We start from the raw sequence: 14,709 nt of genomic DNA on the forward strand, positions 1-14,709 counted from the left end.
CGCGGGGTAGAGCAGCCCGGTAGCTCGTCAGGCTCATAACCTGAAGGTCGTAGGTTCAAATCCTACCCCCGCAACCATCGTCACTTGCCTCGAACGCCCGCCCACAAGGCGGGCGTCGGCATGTGCATCCTCCCGATCCCCGCACAGCGCCAGGATCGCCCCCAGCTCTCCGTAAAGATCGATCCCCTGCGTCTCCGTGCCGGGATGAATCACCACCTTCTCGATCAGCCCGCGCAGGATCAGCGCCGCCTCACCGCGCGTGTCGTCGGCGTTCAGCGCCGTGCTCAGCGCCGCCACCTTCTTCTCGTAGACCGCGGCGATGCCGGGATGCATCGCCACCGGTGAAGGTTCTTCGGTGCGGGCGAGGGCGGCTTCGATCTCGGCGCGCTCGGCTTCGAGCGTGTCCATCTTCTCCTTCATGGAGGGGCTATACATCCCCTCTGTGATCGCGGTGATGATGCTGTCGATGGCTTTCTTGACGCGGACGTGGCGGCGTTCGAGATCGGCCCGTTCCGCCAAGGCCTCCTGGCGCCCCCTCTGCACCTCGCGCTGAAACTCTTCGATGAACCGGCGCAGCAGGTCCGGTCTCATCAGCCGCTCCCTCAGGTCAGAGAGCACTCGCTCCTCCACCTCCTCGCGCAGGATCGTCCGGCGATAGCCGCAGGTCCCCTTGTTGCGCGCCGTCGAACAGCCGAGCCGGGACTTGCTGATCATCGAATAGCCGCCCCTGCAGCAGCCGCAGCGGACCAGATCGGAAAGCAGGTAACGGGGCCGGTGGCCACGTTCGATGCCCGGCGCGTCAGGGTTCTCGGCCCGGCTTTCGAAGATCTCCTCGCGGGTTGCCTCTTGGCGGGCCTTCACCGTCTCCCAGAGAGCCTGGTCGACGATGGCCAGATGTGGCACCTCCTCGACGACCCAGTCCTCGGGCGGGTTCAGCCGCGAGACCCGCTTTCCGGTGGTGGGATCCTTGCGGTAGTGCAGCCGGTTCCAGACCAGCTTGCCGACATAGAGTTCGTTGTTGAGGATCCCCGTGCCGCGCTTCCAGTTGCCGCCGATGGTGGAAGCGCTCCAGGTGCCGCTGCTGCGGCCCGAAGCGGGGGAGGGGATGCCCTCGGCGTTCAGCGCGACCGCGATGCTGCGGGCGCTCTTGCCCGCCGCATAGTCGCGAAAAATCCGCCGCACGATCGCCGCCTCTGCCTCGTGGATGACCCGATCGCCCGCGGTCAGGCTGCCATCGGGCAGCGCCTGGCGATCGACCTTGTAGCCATAGCCGATGCCGCCGGCCGACTTGCCGTCCCGCACCCGCCCCTCCAGGCCCCGGTGGGTCTTCTGGGCGAGGTGCTTGATGTAGAGGGCCGCCATCGTGCCGCCAAGACCGACATGCATCTCGTTGATCTCGCCCTCGGTCTTGGTGACGATACGGATGCCATGGAAGCTCATCTGCTTGTGGAAGCCGGCGATATGCTCCTGGTCGCGTGAGAAGCGGTCCAGAGCCTCGGCCACCACCACGTCGAAGCCGCCTCGCATTGCAGCCTGTCGCAGACCCTGAAACCCGGGACGCAGATTGAAGGACCCGCTGCTCGCCCGATCCTGGAACGTCTCTGTCACCATCCAGCCATTGTCGGCGCAGAGCTTGCGGCAGAGCCGAAGCTGGTCCTCGATCGAGGCGTCCCGCTGCAGGTCGGAGGAATAGCGGGCATAGAGGGCCGCCCGGACGGGCGATGATGCTTTGAAGGTCACGGCGTGTCCCCTCCCTCCGTGGTGGATTGGCCCAGATACTCCCGTGCCGCCTGCCGGGCGAGGAGGCGGACAAGAGCATCGAGGCTTTCATGATGGGGTTCCGGGGCCGGGTAATCAATGTCCGCGTCGCTGGCTCGCGGCTGATCGGCCCGCCTAGCTGACGGGGATCGGTTTGGCTTGGACGGCGTTCTGGACATCGAGATTGACCCGGACGGAAAGGTCCGTGCAATCTGAAGGAGAGTTCGAAACCGGCTTGGGAAACAAATCGGCTGTTTGATGACGAGGGACATAACGATGCGAGACGAGGACGAATTGCGCGTGGGAATGGAGGCCATGTTCGCGTATCGTGCCGCATTGGATCGCGCCATCGACACCACCGAAGTTCCGATCGCGGACTTCGCAAATACGCTAATGCTCGTCGACACCGATGCCTTGCGCAAAGACCCGTTCCTGATTCCGGACGCGATCATGCGTCGATTCAGTCGACGGCGATTCAAGGTGCGTCGCGACATCGACGCAGCGGAGCTTGCGGCGCTGAGCTATATCGAGCCTTGGTTCCGAAAGCAGGCTATCGACAGCGGATACGGGGTCATGACGTTTCCGCTGTCTCTGTCCGAGCCTAATGAGCGCGGCCGACGGCAATTGACCCATACGGAAAAACAAATACGCGATGCGCTCCGGTTTTGGACATACGTGCTCTTGCCCGAGATCGAGAAGCATCTGCCAATTCTGACCGAGAAGGACCGCCGTAGTCTGTCGATACAGCCTGATCAAGAAGTAACCATTTACGATTTCCTCGCTGGAGCCGCGCCCAATTTCGCCGCGCTTTCTCGTCGCTCCGCCGCGGGAAGAAAGAACCAAGGTGATACGGGCGATCCTGATGATCGTTGCAAGCACGCGGAGCTGGTGACCTATACCGATGCGCTCATCGATGAGGGCAGAAAAATCCGTGTCAGGTTTCCGGGCGAACAAAACAGTCGATATGGAGTATCTGCACGGGAGAAGGCTGCCGAGATCACGAAGAGTTTCGAGCGCAGCTACGGGTCGCCTCGCCATCCAGACCTGCGACATCTCGCGTTTGGCAGGGTCGGCGTCATAGAGCAACTCGCCAAAGCGAGTCGCATCGCGGAGACTGCCATGTCGGAACAGCGCGCGTTGACGGCGGTGTTTGAAGAGAACATGGACCGCGTCGAAGATGTCGGTGTGCATCATATCGTGCAAAACCCCAATGACCACGGCAAGCGTGACTTGGCCGCGGCCAGCAGAGTGCAGAGGGCACAGTTCCACCCCACCTATGTCCAATCTCCCAATCTCGAGGATCAGGATCGGCTGACCCCGGCCGACCTTGCGGTCATTGCGTTGCTTTGCGACATCGATCCCTACACGATCTGCGCGCAGCATATGTTCCTCGCTGAAGACATTGCGACAATCCGTGACTTGGGGAGGGCACTACGAGGCGAGCCGGTGTGCGAGCCCTCCCGCCTGAGGGAAAACATAACGGAAATGGCCGCGCTCCGGCGCCGGCTCAACGCCGCTAAACTATCCCCGGAGAACGACATCGCGCAGGTTGCCGAGATCTCCGTGGTCGTGCCGGAAATGTTGCTGTTGGGTCGCTGACAAAATTTGACAAGCTGGCCGTCACTTGGTGCGAATGCTGGAGTCGCTGTCCAAATCGTCAGGTTCTTTGAAAACCATTGGTGATCTAACAGACAAAAGTGGTCAGTTGGTTATTGGGGCTTCCAGGATGCGTTTCGGTTTTTGCACTCTTGCAGTTGTCGGTTGCCTTGTCAGTCAGGTCTCCGTTGGCGAAGCGGCCACCCTTGGCGCCACCGACCTGCTGAAGCAGTTCAACCTGATCACCAAGGGCGATGTCACGGGCAGTGCCGGTTTCCACGCGGATGGCCGGGTTCTGGCGGGCGGCGACTACAAGGTTCAGGCGGGCAGTGTCGTCTATATGAACGCGAAGGGGGATGTGTCCGACTTCGATGAACTGATCGTGCGCGGCAACGTCGAAGCGCTGATTCATGTCAACCAAGGTGGGAATGCCGTAGCCGGGTGGAGGGCGGGATAAGCTGAACATGAGTGGCGGCTCCAAATCGGTCTTCACTGACGGTTTGGCGCCGCAAGGCTACGCCCAGGTTCTTTCGGCCTACTCCAGTTCGCTTGCCTCGATAACGGTCTCGACGACCGGGGTGGCCCGGCAGGGGGTCGCAACATGACCGCAGCAACACCTACAATATCTCGAAGCTTCTTGACGGTATCGGCGCGCTGTCCCTGGCTGATAATCGCCGTCCCATGGGCAGCGAGACAAGGGGGCGGCGCCCCTCGGAGCGCTCAGTTAACCCTTTCGTAATCATTTAGGCCGAGATCCTTCATGCGAGGACTTGACGACGGACGCCCTCCGCCACAGTTTGCTACCAAGGGGAGTTAAGGCTTTCCTTAACTTTCATGTGGAACTATGGATGCGAATCGACGGTTACCGCCCGCATGGGGAGCGACATGAAACAGATGCCTTTTACATGCTCCTCTCGGACGAGGTGATCAGGTTCCTAGCGAGGGAGGTTAGAGGAGCTAATGCAAGGCATGTAAGAAAGGTTGGTCATACGCTTGAGGCGGTGCGCCGCAACGGCCTCGCCGGCGTTAGCAATTCGACGTTGTTCGTCCGTGAAGAAAAGTTTCCCTCTGGGCAACCAGGTATGTCTGATATCGCCGTATATGCTGCAAAGTCGTGGCAGTTGCGTGTTTATGGAAAACTCATTCGTATAAACGGGGACTCGGTATTCATGTGTCCTGAGGGAACGATCAAGCGAACCAATCGGGCTGATCAGGACCAACTGGCTCGCGTAGCCAAGATTTTGGGGAAATATAATGACCGCTAAATGGGACTTTCTGGAGCTTCATGACGAGAAAGACCAAGCTGAGTTTGCTGCCGAGAGCTTGGCAGTTTCTGTCCAGTTGGCCATCCAGAAAGCCATGGCGAAAAGCTGTGTGTCCCAAAAGCAACTCGCTGAGCGCTTGGGCGTTTCGACGGCGCGTGTGTCCCAGATCCTTTCGGCCCATGGCCGTAATCTGACATTGGCAACGCTCGGTAAAATTGCACATGCTCTTCAAGAGGATTTTGAGTTTATCTCTGTTCGCGATCTTCAGGAGATCAAAGCGCAGTCCCGGCCGAGCGTCCGTCGCAAGCCCGCTGAGATCGTCAGGCTGGAAGAAGTGTGGGAAATTGCTGAAAGCCCGTGGACCGATGAGACTGCGAACGAGAATAAGTTTCCTTGGAAAGTCGCCGCATGAGTGCCGAGTTGGCCCTTCCGGACAGGCAACTGAATTTCGGCGATCCGGAATTCAGCCAGGATATTTATAGTGAATGTGCAAGTAAGGCTCGCCTGCGAGAAGTGCGACTGGCTCACAGCGAATTTGACACCAAACTGGCAGTATATCTCGCTGCTGAACGACAGGATCGTGAAGCTCTCAACCAGTCTTTTGCCGGTGAGCCAGGAGGGCAAACGTTCGTAGCAGAAAGGGGTATGGTAGCTGGTTCATATCTCTGGAACGCGGAAATTAAACATAGGCGCTCCAAGGTTCTGAAGGTCAAAGCAGAGTATTGGGTGCTCTATTCTGGCTTTAAGGACGCGCCCGAGACTTACGTTGAGCTATATTTTCGGAAGATAGCTCGGTTTACTACCTATCCTTATTTCCGGTCCCACTTCGCGATGCTTTCCGCATCTGCGGGTCTGACGTTGGCGCCCCTGCCATCCCTCACGGAGCGGGTTGACTGACTAGAGCCGCTCCCTGATGGTCGAGGTGGTAGGCATTTCACTGTCGACCGTCGGCAGTAGCTGGGCAGAGCGCGGCCTGAAGCCGCATCTGACGCGCAGCTTCAGGGACTCAAACGATCCGATGTTCGAGGAGAAAGTCACCGAGATCGTCGGGCTCTATCTAGATCCACCGGAGCGGGGTTGTCGTGCTGTGCGTTGATGAAAAATCGCAGATTCAAGCGGTCGACCGCACTCAGCCTGGCCTACCTCTCAAGAAGGGTCCGGTAGCCACCATGACGGCGACGGACGCTGAGACGCGAAGGCGTCTAAGAAGCTTGGGGCTATTCAAACCTCTTGCCGCATACTTGCTTGTGGGGTTACGCTGATCCAATTGCTCATGGGTCGGCCACCACTTTGAACAAAGAAGAATTCCAACGTATTGAACGCGCTACGGATCTTGCTATCGAGCGCGTCTTATCGAAAGGTAGCGACGATGTATTCAAACCTCCAACCTTCTCTCAATCCATTGAAGCAGCCATCCTGGCGCAAAAGCCGGACGAATTCAGGAAGGCTGTCAAAACTCAAACTATATCGTTCCTGAAGGTCGCGAACCTGACCAAAGAGCGTATCGGCCCTACCCGTCGTGGTCTTACCATCAAGGATCAAAACAGTTTCCGCCAGTGTGCTTGGCTAGACCCCTTCGATGCTGTCAAATACCTCGCCGCTGCATATTTGCTTTTCGAGAAAATTGAGTCCGCTCGGATCCCCAAGGATGAGCAGGTGGTGCATTCTCATCGCCTGTCACAAGCGGATGGGGAAATCTTTGATTCGAACTTCGGATACGACAGCTTCAGGGCTCGCTCGTCCGAACTGTCTCAAGGGCGGATCGGGAAATGGAAAGTCGTTACCGATATAGCCAACTTCTTTGATCGCATCGGTAATCACTCTCTTGAAAACCATCTTCTCAATATCGGGTGCGACGAAACCCATGTCGACTTGATAAAGGAGATGCTGCTGTTCTGGGCCGGTGACCGGCGCAGCTTCGGCGTTCCTGTCGGTTCCGACGCTAGCCGTATCCTGTCCGAAGCAGCCTTGCTGACTGTAGATTCCAAGATGAAGGACGCGGGCATAATTTTTATCCGGTATGTGGATGACTACCGGATCTTTGCGGACACGCGAGCAGAAGCCCTCAAAGCCATCGAGATTCTGACAAATCTCTTGGCAGATGAAGGTCTGTCTCTGAACAGCAGAAAAACTGATGTCTTCAAAATTGTGAATGCTGAGGAGATCGCCCAGTTTGCAAACCGCTTTGCTGCAGGTGAGCATGAGCAGATCAACCTCGAGGAAAAAGTAGAGGTGGTCAGGGCAATCCGAGTCAGCGGGAGATCATCCATATCGCGATACTACCGTGAGCCGGGCAAAGACACCCTCAAGAAGATCCAAGCGATTCCCAAGGATGTCCTTGTTAAAGGCTTTGTCGATGCTCCAGATCACGAGGTAGAGGAACAAATCAAGCTAGTCGTGAAGTATTTCATTTATGCGGACCAAGATGTTACCTTGTTGCAGACATTAATTGAACGGAAAATCACTTCAATCTACTATATCGCGGACGCCTTGGATAAGGAGCACAAAAAATTCAGTCCCGAAAAGTGCGAGGAAATCAAAATCGCGGTCTTTAGAGCCGTTGAATGGGGAAAATGTGCCTATCCCCTGCAGGTGCCGATCCTTCGTATTTCTGGCCTCCCCTCGTTCGCAGATCCGACGTTCGTCAGGGCGATTGTTGATGGCCATCTTCAGACCGACAGTATGCTCTTCTACCGCGAGGCCATATCCCTTGGCGCGCCCTGTCTGGATCGAGCGCGTTTAAGAAAATTAGCAATGGAAGTTTTCCAGAACGTTCCTGATTTTGTCCGAAGGGCGATCTACTGCGCGGTGAAAAACCATTCCGCGCTTTCGGAAGACGAAAAGCGACCGCTCCTGAAAAACATGGAGCAGCATGCCGACGATTGGTTCATAGCTCGTATCTGAAGCGTGCCATTTTGACCATGATCAGAGCAATGATCGTGGAATATCTATGCCAAAGCGAGGCGAGGCGGAAGTTCGTCCAGCCAAGGCGCCTTAGAAAAAGTCAGCGGAGGACGCCTGAAAAAGCCTTCGCCTCGGTGCCTGTTTCCACGTCGGTGGTGGAGCAGCAGGCTTGCGACGACGGCCGAACGTAGCGGATCCTTTCTCATGCCGCGGGCCGGTTTGGTGATATGCGGATCAGGTCCAACTCACTTGGACTAGCTCTGGCTTGTGGTCCGGTTCTGGTTTTCTCGCTCCCGATGGTGTGAATCAGTTGCCCATACGGTATGGTGTCCTCATCACATCGCCGACGCTCCGGTGGGGGCCGTTGTGTTAGCAGATAGCCCCCTGCGGATCCCTGTAATCCTCTTCTGCCCATTTTCGCAATCAGGTCTTTCTGCCGCGCGCGCGGCATTACTCTCATCGAAAATTCCGCCCCTTCACCTTGATGCTGTCCAGATGCAGGTCGCGGACATACATGTCACGGGGCCGTGGTCCTTCAGGCACGATCCCGCGCGGATCCGGGGCGGGGCTGCCATGACGGAACTCGTCGCCACGCCCGTGGGGCAGGGGGAAGGCGGTGCCGCCTCGGCCGACGCCGGCCAGATCGCCGGATAGGTCGGTCAACTGATGAACGACCAGATGCACCACCTCGCCCTCGCGCTGAATGCGACCTCGGACGGCGATCATCCCGGCGCCCAGAACGATCCGGCGATGCGCCTCGAAGACCTTGGTCCAGACCACCAGGTTGGCCACGCCCGTCTCGTCCTCGATGGTGATGAACATCACCCCTTTGGCGGATCCGGGCCGCTGGCGGACCAGAACCAGGCCGGCGGTCTCCAACCAGCGGCGGTCGGGCGCGTCCATGGCCTCGGCGCAGGTGACGATACGACGCTGTTTCAGCCTGTCGCGCAGGAAGGCCACCGGATGTCGGCGCAGGGACAGGCCGACATGGCCGTAGTCTTCGACCACCTCGCGGCCCAAGGTCATCGGCCTGAGCGCGATGGCGGGTTTCCGGGAAACCATAGCTGCCGAAGCCCTCCAACTGCCTGAAGGTCCGCTCGGCAAACTCCGCCTCATAGCCGCGCCCGACCATGCCGGAAACCAGCTTCTCCTTGAACGCACTCACCCCGCCGGTGAACTTGAAGGTAGCCATGCTCTTGCGCAGCATGTCGGCCTCGCCCGGCGTGAAGCCGGCGCATTCAATGGCCACCCGCATGGCCTGTTCCTGGAACAGCGGCACGCCGAGGGTCTTGCCCAGCACCTTTTCCAGTTCCGGCCTCGGATATTCGACCGGCTCCTTGCCCGCGCGGCGGCGCAGATAGGGATGAACCATGTCGCCCTGGATCGGGCCGGGCCGGACGATGGCGACCTGCACCACCAGGTCGTAATAGGTGCGCGGCTTCAGGCGCGGCAGCATCGCCATTTGTGCGCGTGACTCGATCTGGAAGGTGCCCAGGGTATCGGCCCGCCGGATCATCGCATAGGTGCGCGGGTCTTCCGCCGGGATCGAGGCCAGCTCATGGCGGATGCCCTTGTGCGTGGCGATCAATGCGAGCCCCTTCGCCATGCAGGTGAGCATCCCCAAGGCCAAAACGTCCACCTTCATGAACTTCAAGGCGTCAATATCGTCCTTGTCCCACTCGATGATCTGGCGATCCTCCATGGCGGCCGGCTTGATCGGCACCAGGTCGTCGAGGCGATCCTGGGTGAGGACAAACCCGCCCGGATGCTGCGACAGGTGCCGGGGCGCGCCTTGCAGCTGTCGGGCCAGGTCCAGGGCCAAGCGTAGGCGGCGATCTTCGGGGTTGAGGTTCAGCGCCCGGATCTGATCGTCGCTGACGCCCTCGTCGGACCAGGCCCAAATCTGGCTGGACATCTGCTGGATCAGATCCTCGGGCAGGCCCATGGCCTTGCCGACATCGCGCAACGCGCCCTTGGCGCGATAGCGGATCACTGTCGCACAGAGCGCGGCGCGGTCGCGGCCATAGGTCTGATAGACCCACTGGATCACTTCTTCCCGGCGCTCGTGCTCGAAATCCACGTCAATGTCGGGCGGCTCGCGGCGTTCTTCGCTGACGAAGCGTTCGAACAGCAAGTCGTTGCGGCCGGGGTCGATGGCAGTGATGCCCAGCACATAGCAGACGGCGCTGTTCGCCGCCGATCCTCGCCCCTGGCAAAGGATGTCGCGGGATCGCGCGAAGCGGACGATACTGTGGACGGTTAGGAAATACGGCGCATAGTCCAGCGTCTCGATCAGCCGCAATTCGTGATTCAGCGATGCGGTGACTTCATCCGGCACGCCTTCGGGATAGCGGTCCGCCGCGCCCTCCCAGGTGAGCCGCGCCAGCGTCTCCTGCGGGGTCAGGCTCGGGTCGTCGCGTTCCTCGGGATACTGGTAGCAGAGTTCGTCCAGCAAAAACCGGCACCGCTCCATGATCTCGACGGACCGGGCAAGGGCCTCGGGATAGCGGCTGAACAGCCGGTGCATTTCCTCAGGCGGCTTCAGATAGCGGTCGGCATGGCGCTCGCGGCGAAAGCCCAAGGCATCGACAGTCGTATTGTGGCGGATCGCCGTCACCACGTCCTGGAGGATGCGGCGCGAAGGCTCGTGATAGAGCACGTCATTGGTGATGACGGTCGGCACGCGCGCCCGATGCGCCATGAGCGACAGCTCGTGCAGCCGCAACTGATCGTTCGGGCGGCGGCGCAGGGTCAGGGCCAGATAGGCGCGGTCGCCGAACAGATCGCGCAACCGCCGCAGGCGCAGCGCGCAGGTATCGTCGGCCAAGTCCGGCACCAGCACGGCGACCAAGCCCTCGGCATAATCCGCCAGATCGGACCAGTCCAGATGGCACTTGCCCTTGCCGGCGCGCGACTTGCCGAGGGTCAGCAGCCGGCAGAGCCGGGCGTAAGCAGGCCGGTCGGTGGGATAGACCAGCAGCGCCGTGCCGCAGGCGAGATCGAGACGGCAGCCGACGATCAGCCGGACGCCGGTAGTCTTGGCTGCCTCCCAGGCTCGGACGATCCCGGCCAGCGAATTGCGGTCGGTGATCGCCAAAGCTTCGATCCCCATCAGCGCGGCGGTGGCAAACAGTTCCTCGGCCGAGGAGGCGCCCCTGAGAAAGCTGAACTGGCTCGTCACCTGAAGCTCGGCATAGCGCGGCGCACTCATCCGAACACCCCGTGCAAAAACCAGCGATGCGAACCGGTCTCGATGTTCTCGCCATCGCCCGCGCGGAAGATCCAGAACCGTTCACCGGCCTCGTCCTCGACGCGGAAATAATCCCGGACGGCGACCAGTTCGGCATCGCGCTTCCACCATTCGCCGAAGACCCGCTCGGGGCCATCCGCGCGGCGCACCTTTCGGCGGATGCCCCGCCAGGCAATCCAGACCGGCGGATGGTCGGGCAGCAGCGCCATGGTCTCGATCGGCTCAGCCCGGGGCAGCAGGCGCGACGGGCGCGGCCAGTGATCCGGCCAGCCGGCGCCGACCGGTTCGGCCAGGGCAGCGATGCGGGCGACGGCGCGTTCCGGCACGTCGCTGGCCACCGGGGCCAGGCGATAGACCGCCCGCGACCCGACGCGGTTGGCCAGCACGTCGATCAGGCCGGAGAGATCGGACGCCGGTTCCTCGATCAGGCGGCTGGCTGCCTGCCGGGCTGCCAGCGGCTCGGCCAAGGTGGCGGTTAGCGACAGGATCTCGATGCCATAGCCGGGAGAAATGGTCTCGATCTTGTCGCAGAGCAGCCGGGTCAGCCGCTTCGGCTCGCGCTGCGGCTGGGCCAGCGCTCGCCGAGCAGGAAATTGATCGCGCTAAGTATGTTGGTCTTACCTGCGTTGTTCGAGCCAACCAAGACTGTAATGTCTGACGGCGCAAACTCGACAGATTTGATGGATCGCCAATTCTCGATCTTGACGTAGGTGATCTTCATAAGAGTCTCGGATCAGAGCATCGCTTTCCTTACCCTGGCCGGTAAGCTTCTCGTTCACAAGGATTTTTAGGGAGATCTTTACTCCGAGACCTCACGGAAGAGCCGCCAAGCTCGAGAGGTTCAACACCTCTTGGAAGCAGTTTTGGGCTGGAGAAAAATTCCACCTTGTGGTTAGATCTGCGGCAGAACAAGACGTGGGACAAATGAAGAACATGCTCTCCTCGATCGAAGTGTGCGCAGGTGCTGGAGGACAGGCCCTCGGACTTGAACGCGCGGGCTTCGACCATCGGTGCCTGGTAGAGATCGACCACCACGCATGCCAGACGCTTCGCCTGAACCGTCCAGAATGGAAGGTGGTCGAGGGCGACCTTCGGGAGTTTTCAGGAAGGGATTACGCAGGCGTGGACCTGATCGGCGGCGGGGTTCCCTGCCCTCCCTTCTCAGTTGCTGGCAAGCAGCTCGGCGCAGGCGATGAGCGCGACCTCTTCCCCGAAGCCATCCGCTTAGTCGATGAGATCCGGCCGAAGGCGGTCATGCTCGAAAACGTGCGCGGCTTCCTAGACGCGGTTTTTGTCGATTACCGCAATAGCCTGAAAAGACAGCTGAAGAAGCTCGGCTATGTTGCCGACTGGCGCCTTCTGAACGCCTCCCACTTCGGCGTCCCCCAGCTGCGCCCCCGCGTGGTAATCGTCGCGATCAAGAAGGAATTTGCTTCCGGCTTCGCCTGGCCGGAGGAGCAGCACCATAACCCGCCGTCCGTCGGCGAGACCCTGCGGGATCTGATGGCCGCCAACGGCTGGAAGGGCGTTAAGGCGTGGGCTGAGCGGGCGAATGAGATCGCTCCCACGATCGTCGGCGGCTCGAAGAAGCACGGCGGCCCCGACTTGGGCCCCACCCGCGCTCGCGCGGCTTGGGCGTCCCTGGGAGTAAATGGCAAGACGGTGGCGGAAGAGGCGCCCGATAGGGACTTCGTAGGCATGCCGAGGCTGACCGTTCGGATGGTCGCCAGGATCCAGGGCTTCCCAGATGAGTGGCAGTTCTTCGGAAGGAAGACGAACGCTTACCGCCAGGTAGGCAACGCCTTCCCCCCGCCGGTCGCTGAAGCGGTGGCCCGTCAGGTGAGCAGCGCTATCACCTCAAAGACTGTCTACGCCGTCGCATGAAGGCCATACCCCGGTCGCTTATTATCCCCGGTCATCCAGATTTCGAGAAGCTGAACGATATCGGTCTGGAAGTGGTCCGGCGTGCGGGGGGCACGATCGGTCTAATCCAGTGGTTTCCGAAGATGCTGCGGGACGCTGTGGACGAGGTGGTAGACACGCCACGAACCCGGCGCCGCTCATACGATGAGCTGGAGAAGACCGAGAAGACATACCTAGGCACCAAGATCGAGATCCTGACCAGGGCGAAGCTGGACCTTCCGAAGGGCCGCTTGGACTTCGTCATCCAAAACTGCGACGTGGACCTGAAATTCACGATTGGTGGAAACTGGATGATACCCACGGAGGCTGTCGGGCATGTCTGCCTTCTCGCCGCGATCGACGAGCCTAAATCACAGTGTTTTCTCGGTTTGATAGTCGCTCATCCCGCCAACCTGACATCCGGGGCGAATCGCGACGCTAAGAGAACAGTGGCTGCAACCGGGTTCCAGGAGATCCATTGGCTCCTGAACGGTGTCCCCTGCCCGCAGAACTTCTGGCGCACCCTGCCTTCCAATCTGGTTGATGCGGTCTTCACCGGCAAAACCGGAAACGATCGCATTGTAACGCTGTTCTCAGGCGTCCTCGACCGGCCTGTGGCCCGAAGGATTATCGAGGAGGCCGGGGGCGAACAGAGGGACTTTATGCGCAGGATCAGGTCAGACGCGAAGCGGGGCGCCAGGGACAGACTGCTTCAGGAGGGCGTCCTCTTGCTGCAGGGGAATTATGATGCCGACCTGATAAAGTCACTGGGCCTTCCAGAGACCTCACCTAGCGAGTTCATATCCCACCGGGTGATATCCGAAGCAGAACGTGCCATATGCGCCAGCTATGGCCGGAGCGTCCCAGCAGCACTAAGCAGCTAACCTATCGGCTACTCCGACTCAGCTACTGCGACCAATCTCCGCGCTTGCCTTACCCTCTCGGAGCCATTCCGCGGCTTTCATTGCCGTCTCTTTCAGGGCCTCGATCCCTTTCCGGCGAAATGCGCATTCCCAGATTATCAGGTGCCTCCAGCCCTCTGCTTCAATGGCAGCCAGGTTCCGACGGTCTCGTTCGCGGTTCCCCCTGATCTTCGGTGACCAGTATTCTTGATTTGTTGAAGAGGGTTTCACCTCCCCGCAGTCGTGTCCATGCCAGTAGCATCCGTGAATGAATATCACTGCTTGGAGCTTCCGGAAAACCATGTCAGGCTTCCCTGAGAACAGCTTCGAGTGGAGGGAGTAGCGGAAGCCCATCGCATGCAGCTCCCGCCGGACCGCCATCTCGGGCCCTGTATTCGAACTGCGGATACGCCTCATGTTCTCCGATCGACGTTCCGATGAGATCTTGTCCATACGCGCCCCCTTTGCTCAGTGGAGATAGCATCATCGACCGAAACTCAGAACCCCGGCGTCTCCGCAGGGACTTATTGGCAAAAATACTTGGCCGATGATCCTGATCCACAGCTGGGACAGCGCTGGTAACATTGTGACCTGCCCCCAGTCGTCCCTCGTTCATAACGAGAGTCCTTGGGGTTGATAGTTGTCGGTTTCGCCGAGACACCATTTCGTCTCGGCATCGCCGTTGATGTCGATCCAGCGCGAGGGTCGCGTCATGGCCGATCCCCTGCTGCCGCTGGCGATCTGACTGGGGCATTCTCCGCGCGGATGAGCTGGTCTTGCCCCCGTTTCACCGGACACTCAGGCGATTGCGGTTTGAGCTGCAATGAACTCGCGGGGCGAGCGCATCTTCAGCCCTGAGTGTGGGTGGTTGTCGTTGTAATCCTCGAACCAGTTTTTGATCAATCCTAGGACAGTCTGGGCATCCGGCAGCGACGTCACTTGGACGTAGTCGCGCTTCAGCGTTTTTACGAATGCCTCCGAGATGCCATTGCTCTGCGGGCTCTGCACCGGGGTAAAGCAGGGTTTCAGACCGAGCTGGCGCGCGAAGATCTGGGTATCCTTGGCGATGTAAGGCGGCCCGTTGTCGGTCAGCATTTCGATTGTCGCTGGCGCACGCAGCGCCCTGACCCGT

The 14,709-nt window shown here is 59.9% G+C and carries 13 protein-coding genes, 1 tRNA gene and 2 pseudogenes; 9 read left to right on the top strand and 7 right to left on the bottom strand.

Translation table 11 applies throughout. The annotated features are described in order from the left end of the window. A tRNA-Met gene (locus ACFOM8_RS20945) sits at nt 1–77 on the top strand. On the opposite strand, the gene ACFOM8_RS20950 is transcribed toward ACFOM8_RS20945, so the two are convergent. Next, entirely contained in the window at nt 34–1,740 is a 1,707-nt protein-coding gene (locus ACFOM8_RS20950) for a recombinase family protein (RefSeq protein ID WP_377764314.1), read from the bottom strand. The genes ACFOM8_RS20945 and ACFOM8_RS20950 overlap by 44 nt on opposite strands. Before the next feature lie 294 nt (nt 1,741–2,034). On the opposite strand from ACFOM8_RS20950, the gene ACFOM8_RS20955 reads away from it, so the two are divergent. From ACFOM8_RS20955 to ACFOM8_RS20980, 6 genes and pseudogenes are all read left to right on the top strand, one after another. Further along, nucleotides 2,035–3,357, top strand: a complete 1,323-nt coding sequence (locus tag ACFOM8_RS20955; RefSeq protein ID WP_377764296.1) for a hypothetical protein — start codon at nt 2,035–2,037, stop codon at nt 3,355–3,357. A 34-nt stretch (nt 3,358–3,391) separates the two neighbouring features. Beyond that, nucleotides 3,392–3,811: a collagen-binding domain-containing protein gene (locus ACFOM8_RS20960; RefSeq protein WP_377764298.1), complete on the top strand. Its 420-nt coding sequence runs from the start codon at nt 3,392–3,394 to the stop codon at nt 3,809–3,811. Between the two features lie 797 nt (nt 3,812–4,608). Next, entirely contained in the window at nt 4,609–5,031 is a 423-nt protein-coding gene (locus ACFOM8_RS20965; protein ID WP_377764299.1) for a helix-turn-helix domain-containing protein, read from the top strand. Continuing rightward, on the top strand, nt 5,028–5,516 hold the full coding sequence (locus ACFOM8_RS20970) for a hypothetical protein (protein ID WP_377764300.1): 489 nt from the start codon (nt 5,028–5,030) through the stop codon (nt 5,514–5,516). Before ACFOM8_RS20965 ends, ACFOM8_RS20970 begins: the two co-directional genes overlap by 4 nt. Nucleotides 5,517–5,532: 16 nt before the next feature. Further along, nucleotides 5,533–5,794: pseudogene (locus ACFOM8_RS20975) on the top strand (IS630 family transposase); the annotation flags it as partial. Nucleotides 5,795–5,864: 70 nt separating this feature from the next. Beyond that, the gene (locus tag ACFOM8_RS20980; protein WP_377764302.1) at nt 5,865–7,523 is read left to right on the top strand and encodes an RNA-directed DNA polymerase; all 1,659 of its coding nucleotides are present in this window, start codon (nt 5,865–5,867) and stop codon (nt 7,521–7,523) included. Nucleotides 7,524–7,979: 456 nt separating this feature from the next. Here ACFOM8_RS20980 and ACFOM8_RS20985 read toward each other — a convergent pair whose 3' ends face one another. The 4 genes and pseudogenes from ACFOM8_RS20985 to ACFOM8_RS21000 form a co-directional block, all read right to left on the bottom strand. Then, nucleotides 7,980–8,639: an OB-fold nucleic acid binding domain-containing protein gene (locus ACFOM8_RS20985; protein ID WP_377764315.1), complete on the bottom strand. Its 660-nt coding sequence runs from the start codon at nt 8,637–8,639 to the stop codon at nt 7,980–7,982. Beyond that, nucleotides 8,569–10,734 (bottom strand): annotated as a pseudogene (locus tag ACFOM8_RS20990) (error-prone DNA polymerase); the annotation flags it as partial. The pseudogene ACFOM8_RS20990 and the gene ACFOM8_RS20985, both read right to left, overlap by 71 nt. After that, a complete protein-coding gene (locus ACFOM8_RS20995) occupies nt 10,731–11,240 on the bottom strand; it encodes a hypothetical protein (protein WP_377764303.1) in 510 nt (169 codons plus the stop codon). The gene ACFOM8_RS20995 and the pseudogene ACFOM8_RS20990, both read right to left, overlap by 4 nt. A gap of 74 nt (nt 11,241–11,314) precedes the next feature. Further along, nucleotides 11,315–11,494 carry an AAA family ATPase gene (locus ACFOM8_RS21000; RefSeq protein WP_377764305.1) on the bottom strand — a complete coding sequence of 60 codons (180 nt, stop codon included), beginning with the start codon at nt 11,492–11,494 and terminating at the stop codon, nt 11,315–11,317. 203 nt (nt 11,495–11,697) lie between these two features. Here ACFOM8_RS21000 and ACFOM8_RS21005 point away from each other — a divergent pair, with 203 nt between their 5' ends. Together ACFOM8_RS21005 and ACFOM8_RS21010 are read left to right on the top strand one after the other, a co-directional pair. Next, nucleotides 11,698–12,657, top strand: a complete 960-nt coding sequence (locus tag ACFOM8_RS21005) for a DNA cytosine methyltransferase (RefSeq protein ID WP_377764306.1) — start codon at nt 11,698–11,700, stop codon at nt 12,655–12,657. Next, nucleotides 12,654–13,559 (top strand): NaeI family type II restriction endonuclease, encoded by a 906-nt coding sequence (locus ACFOM8_RS21010; RefSeq protein WP_377764307.1) that lies wholly within the window; start codon nt 12,654–12,656, stop codon nt 13,557–13,559. Before ACFOM8_RS21005 ends, ACFOM8_RS21010 begins: the two co-directional genes overlap by 4 nt. A gap of 18 nt (nt 13,560–13,577) precedes the next feature. Here the strand turns inward: ACFOM8_RS21010 and ACFOM8_RS21015 are convergent, their stop codons facing one another. After that, nucleotides 13,578–14,030 carry a very short patch repair endonuclease gene (locus ACFOM8_RS21015; protein WP_377764309.1) on the bottom strand — a complete coding sequence of 151 codons (453 nt, stop codon included), beginning with the start codon at nt 14,028–14,030 and terminating at the stop codon, nt 13,578–13,580. A gap of 345 nt (nt 14,031–14,375) precedes the next feature. After that, the coding region (locus ACFOM8_RS21020) for an integrase core domain-containing protein (protein WP_377764311.1) at nt 14,376–14,709 on the bottom strand (334 nt) is incomplete at its 5' end.

Origin of the sequence: Paracoccus angustae (genome assembly GCF_042648745.1) — a bacterium.
Classification (GTDB): domain Bacteria; phylum Pseudomonadota; class Alphaproteobacteria; order Rhodobacterales; family Rhodobacteraceae; genus Paracoccus; species Paracoccus angustae.

Coding starts and splice junctions, on each gene's coding strand:
- ACFOM8_RS20985 (WP_377764315.1), bottom strand. CDS start 8,639: ATGAGGCGGAGTTTGCCGAGCGGACCTTCAGGCAGTTGGAGGGCTTCG.
- ACFOM8_RS21010 (WP_377764307.1), top strand. CDS start 12,654: ATGAAGGCCATACCCCGGTCGCTTATTATCCCCGGTCATCCAGATTTC.
- ACFOM8_RS20955 (WP_377764296.1), top strand. CDS start 2,035: ATGCGAGACGAGGACGAATTGCGCGTGGGAATGGAGGCCATGTTCGCG.
- ACFOM8_RS20970 (WP_377764300.1), top strand. CDS start 5,028: ATGAGTGCCGAGTTGGCCCTTCCGGACAGGCAACTGAATTTCGGCGAT.
- ACFOM8_RS20965 (WP_377764299.1), top strand. CDS start 4,609: ATGACCGCTAAATGGGACTTTCTGGAGCTTCATGACGAGAAAGACCAA.
- ACFOM8_RS21015 (WP_377764309.1), bottom strand. CDS start 14,030: ATGGACAAGATCTCATCGGAACGTCGATCGGAGAACATGAGGCGTATC.
- ACFOM8_RS20960 (WP_377764298.1), top strand. CDS start 3,392: ATGCTGGAGTCGCTGTCCAAATCGTCAGGTTCTTTGAAAACCATTGGT.
- ACFOM8_RS21005 (WP_377764306.1), top strand. CDS start 11,698: ATGAAGAACATGCTCTCCTCGATCGAAGTGTGCGCAGGTGCTGGAGGA.
- ACFOM8_RS21000 (WP_377764305.1), bottom strand. CDS start 11,494: ATGAAGATCACCTACGTCAAGATCGAGAATTGGCGATCCATCAAATCT.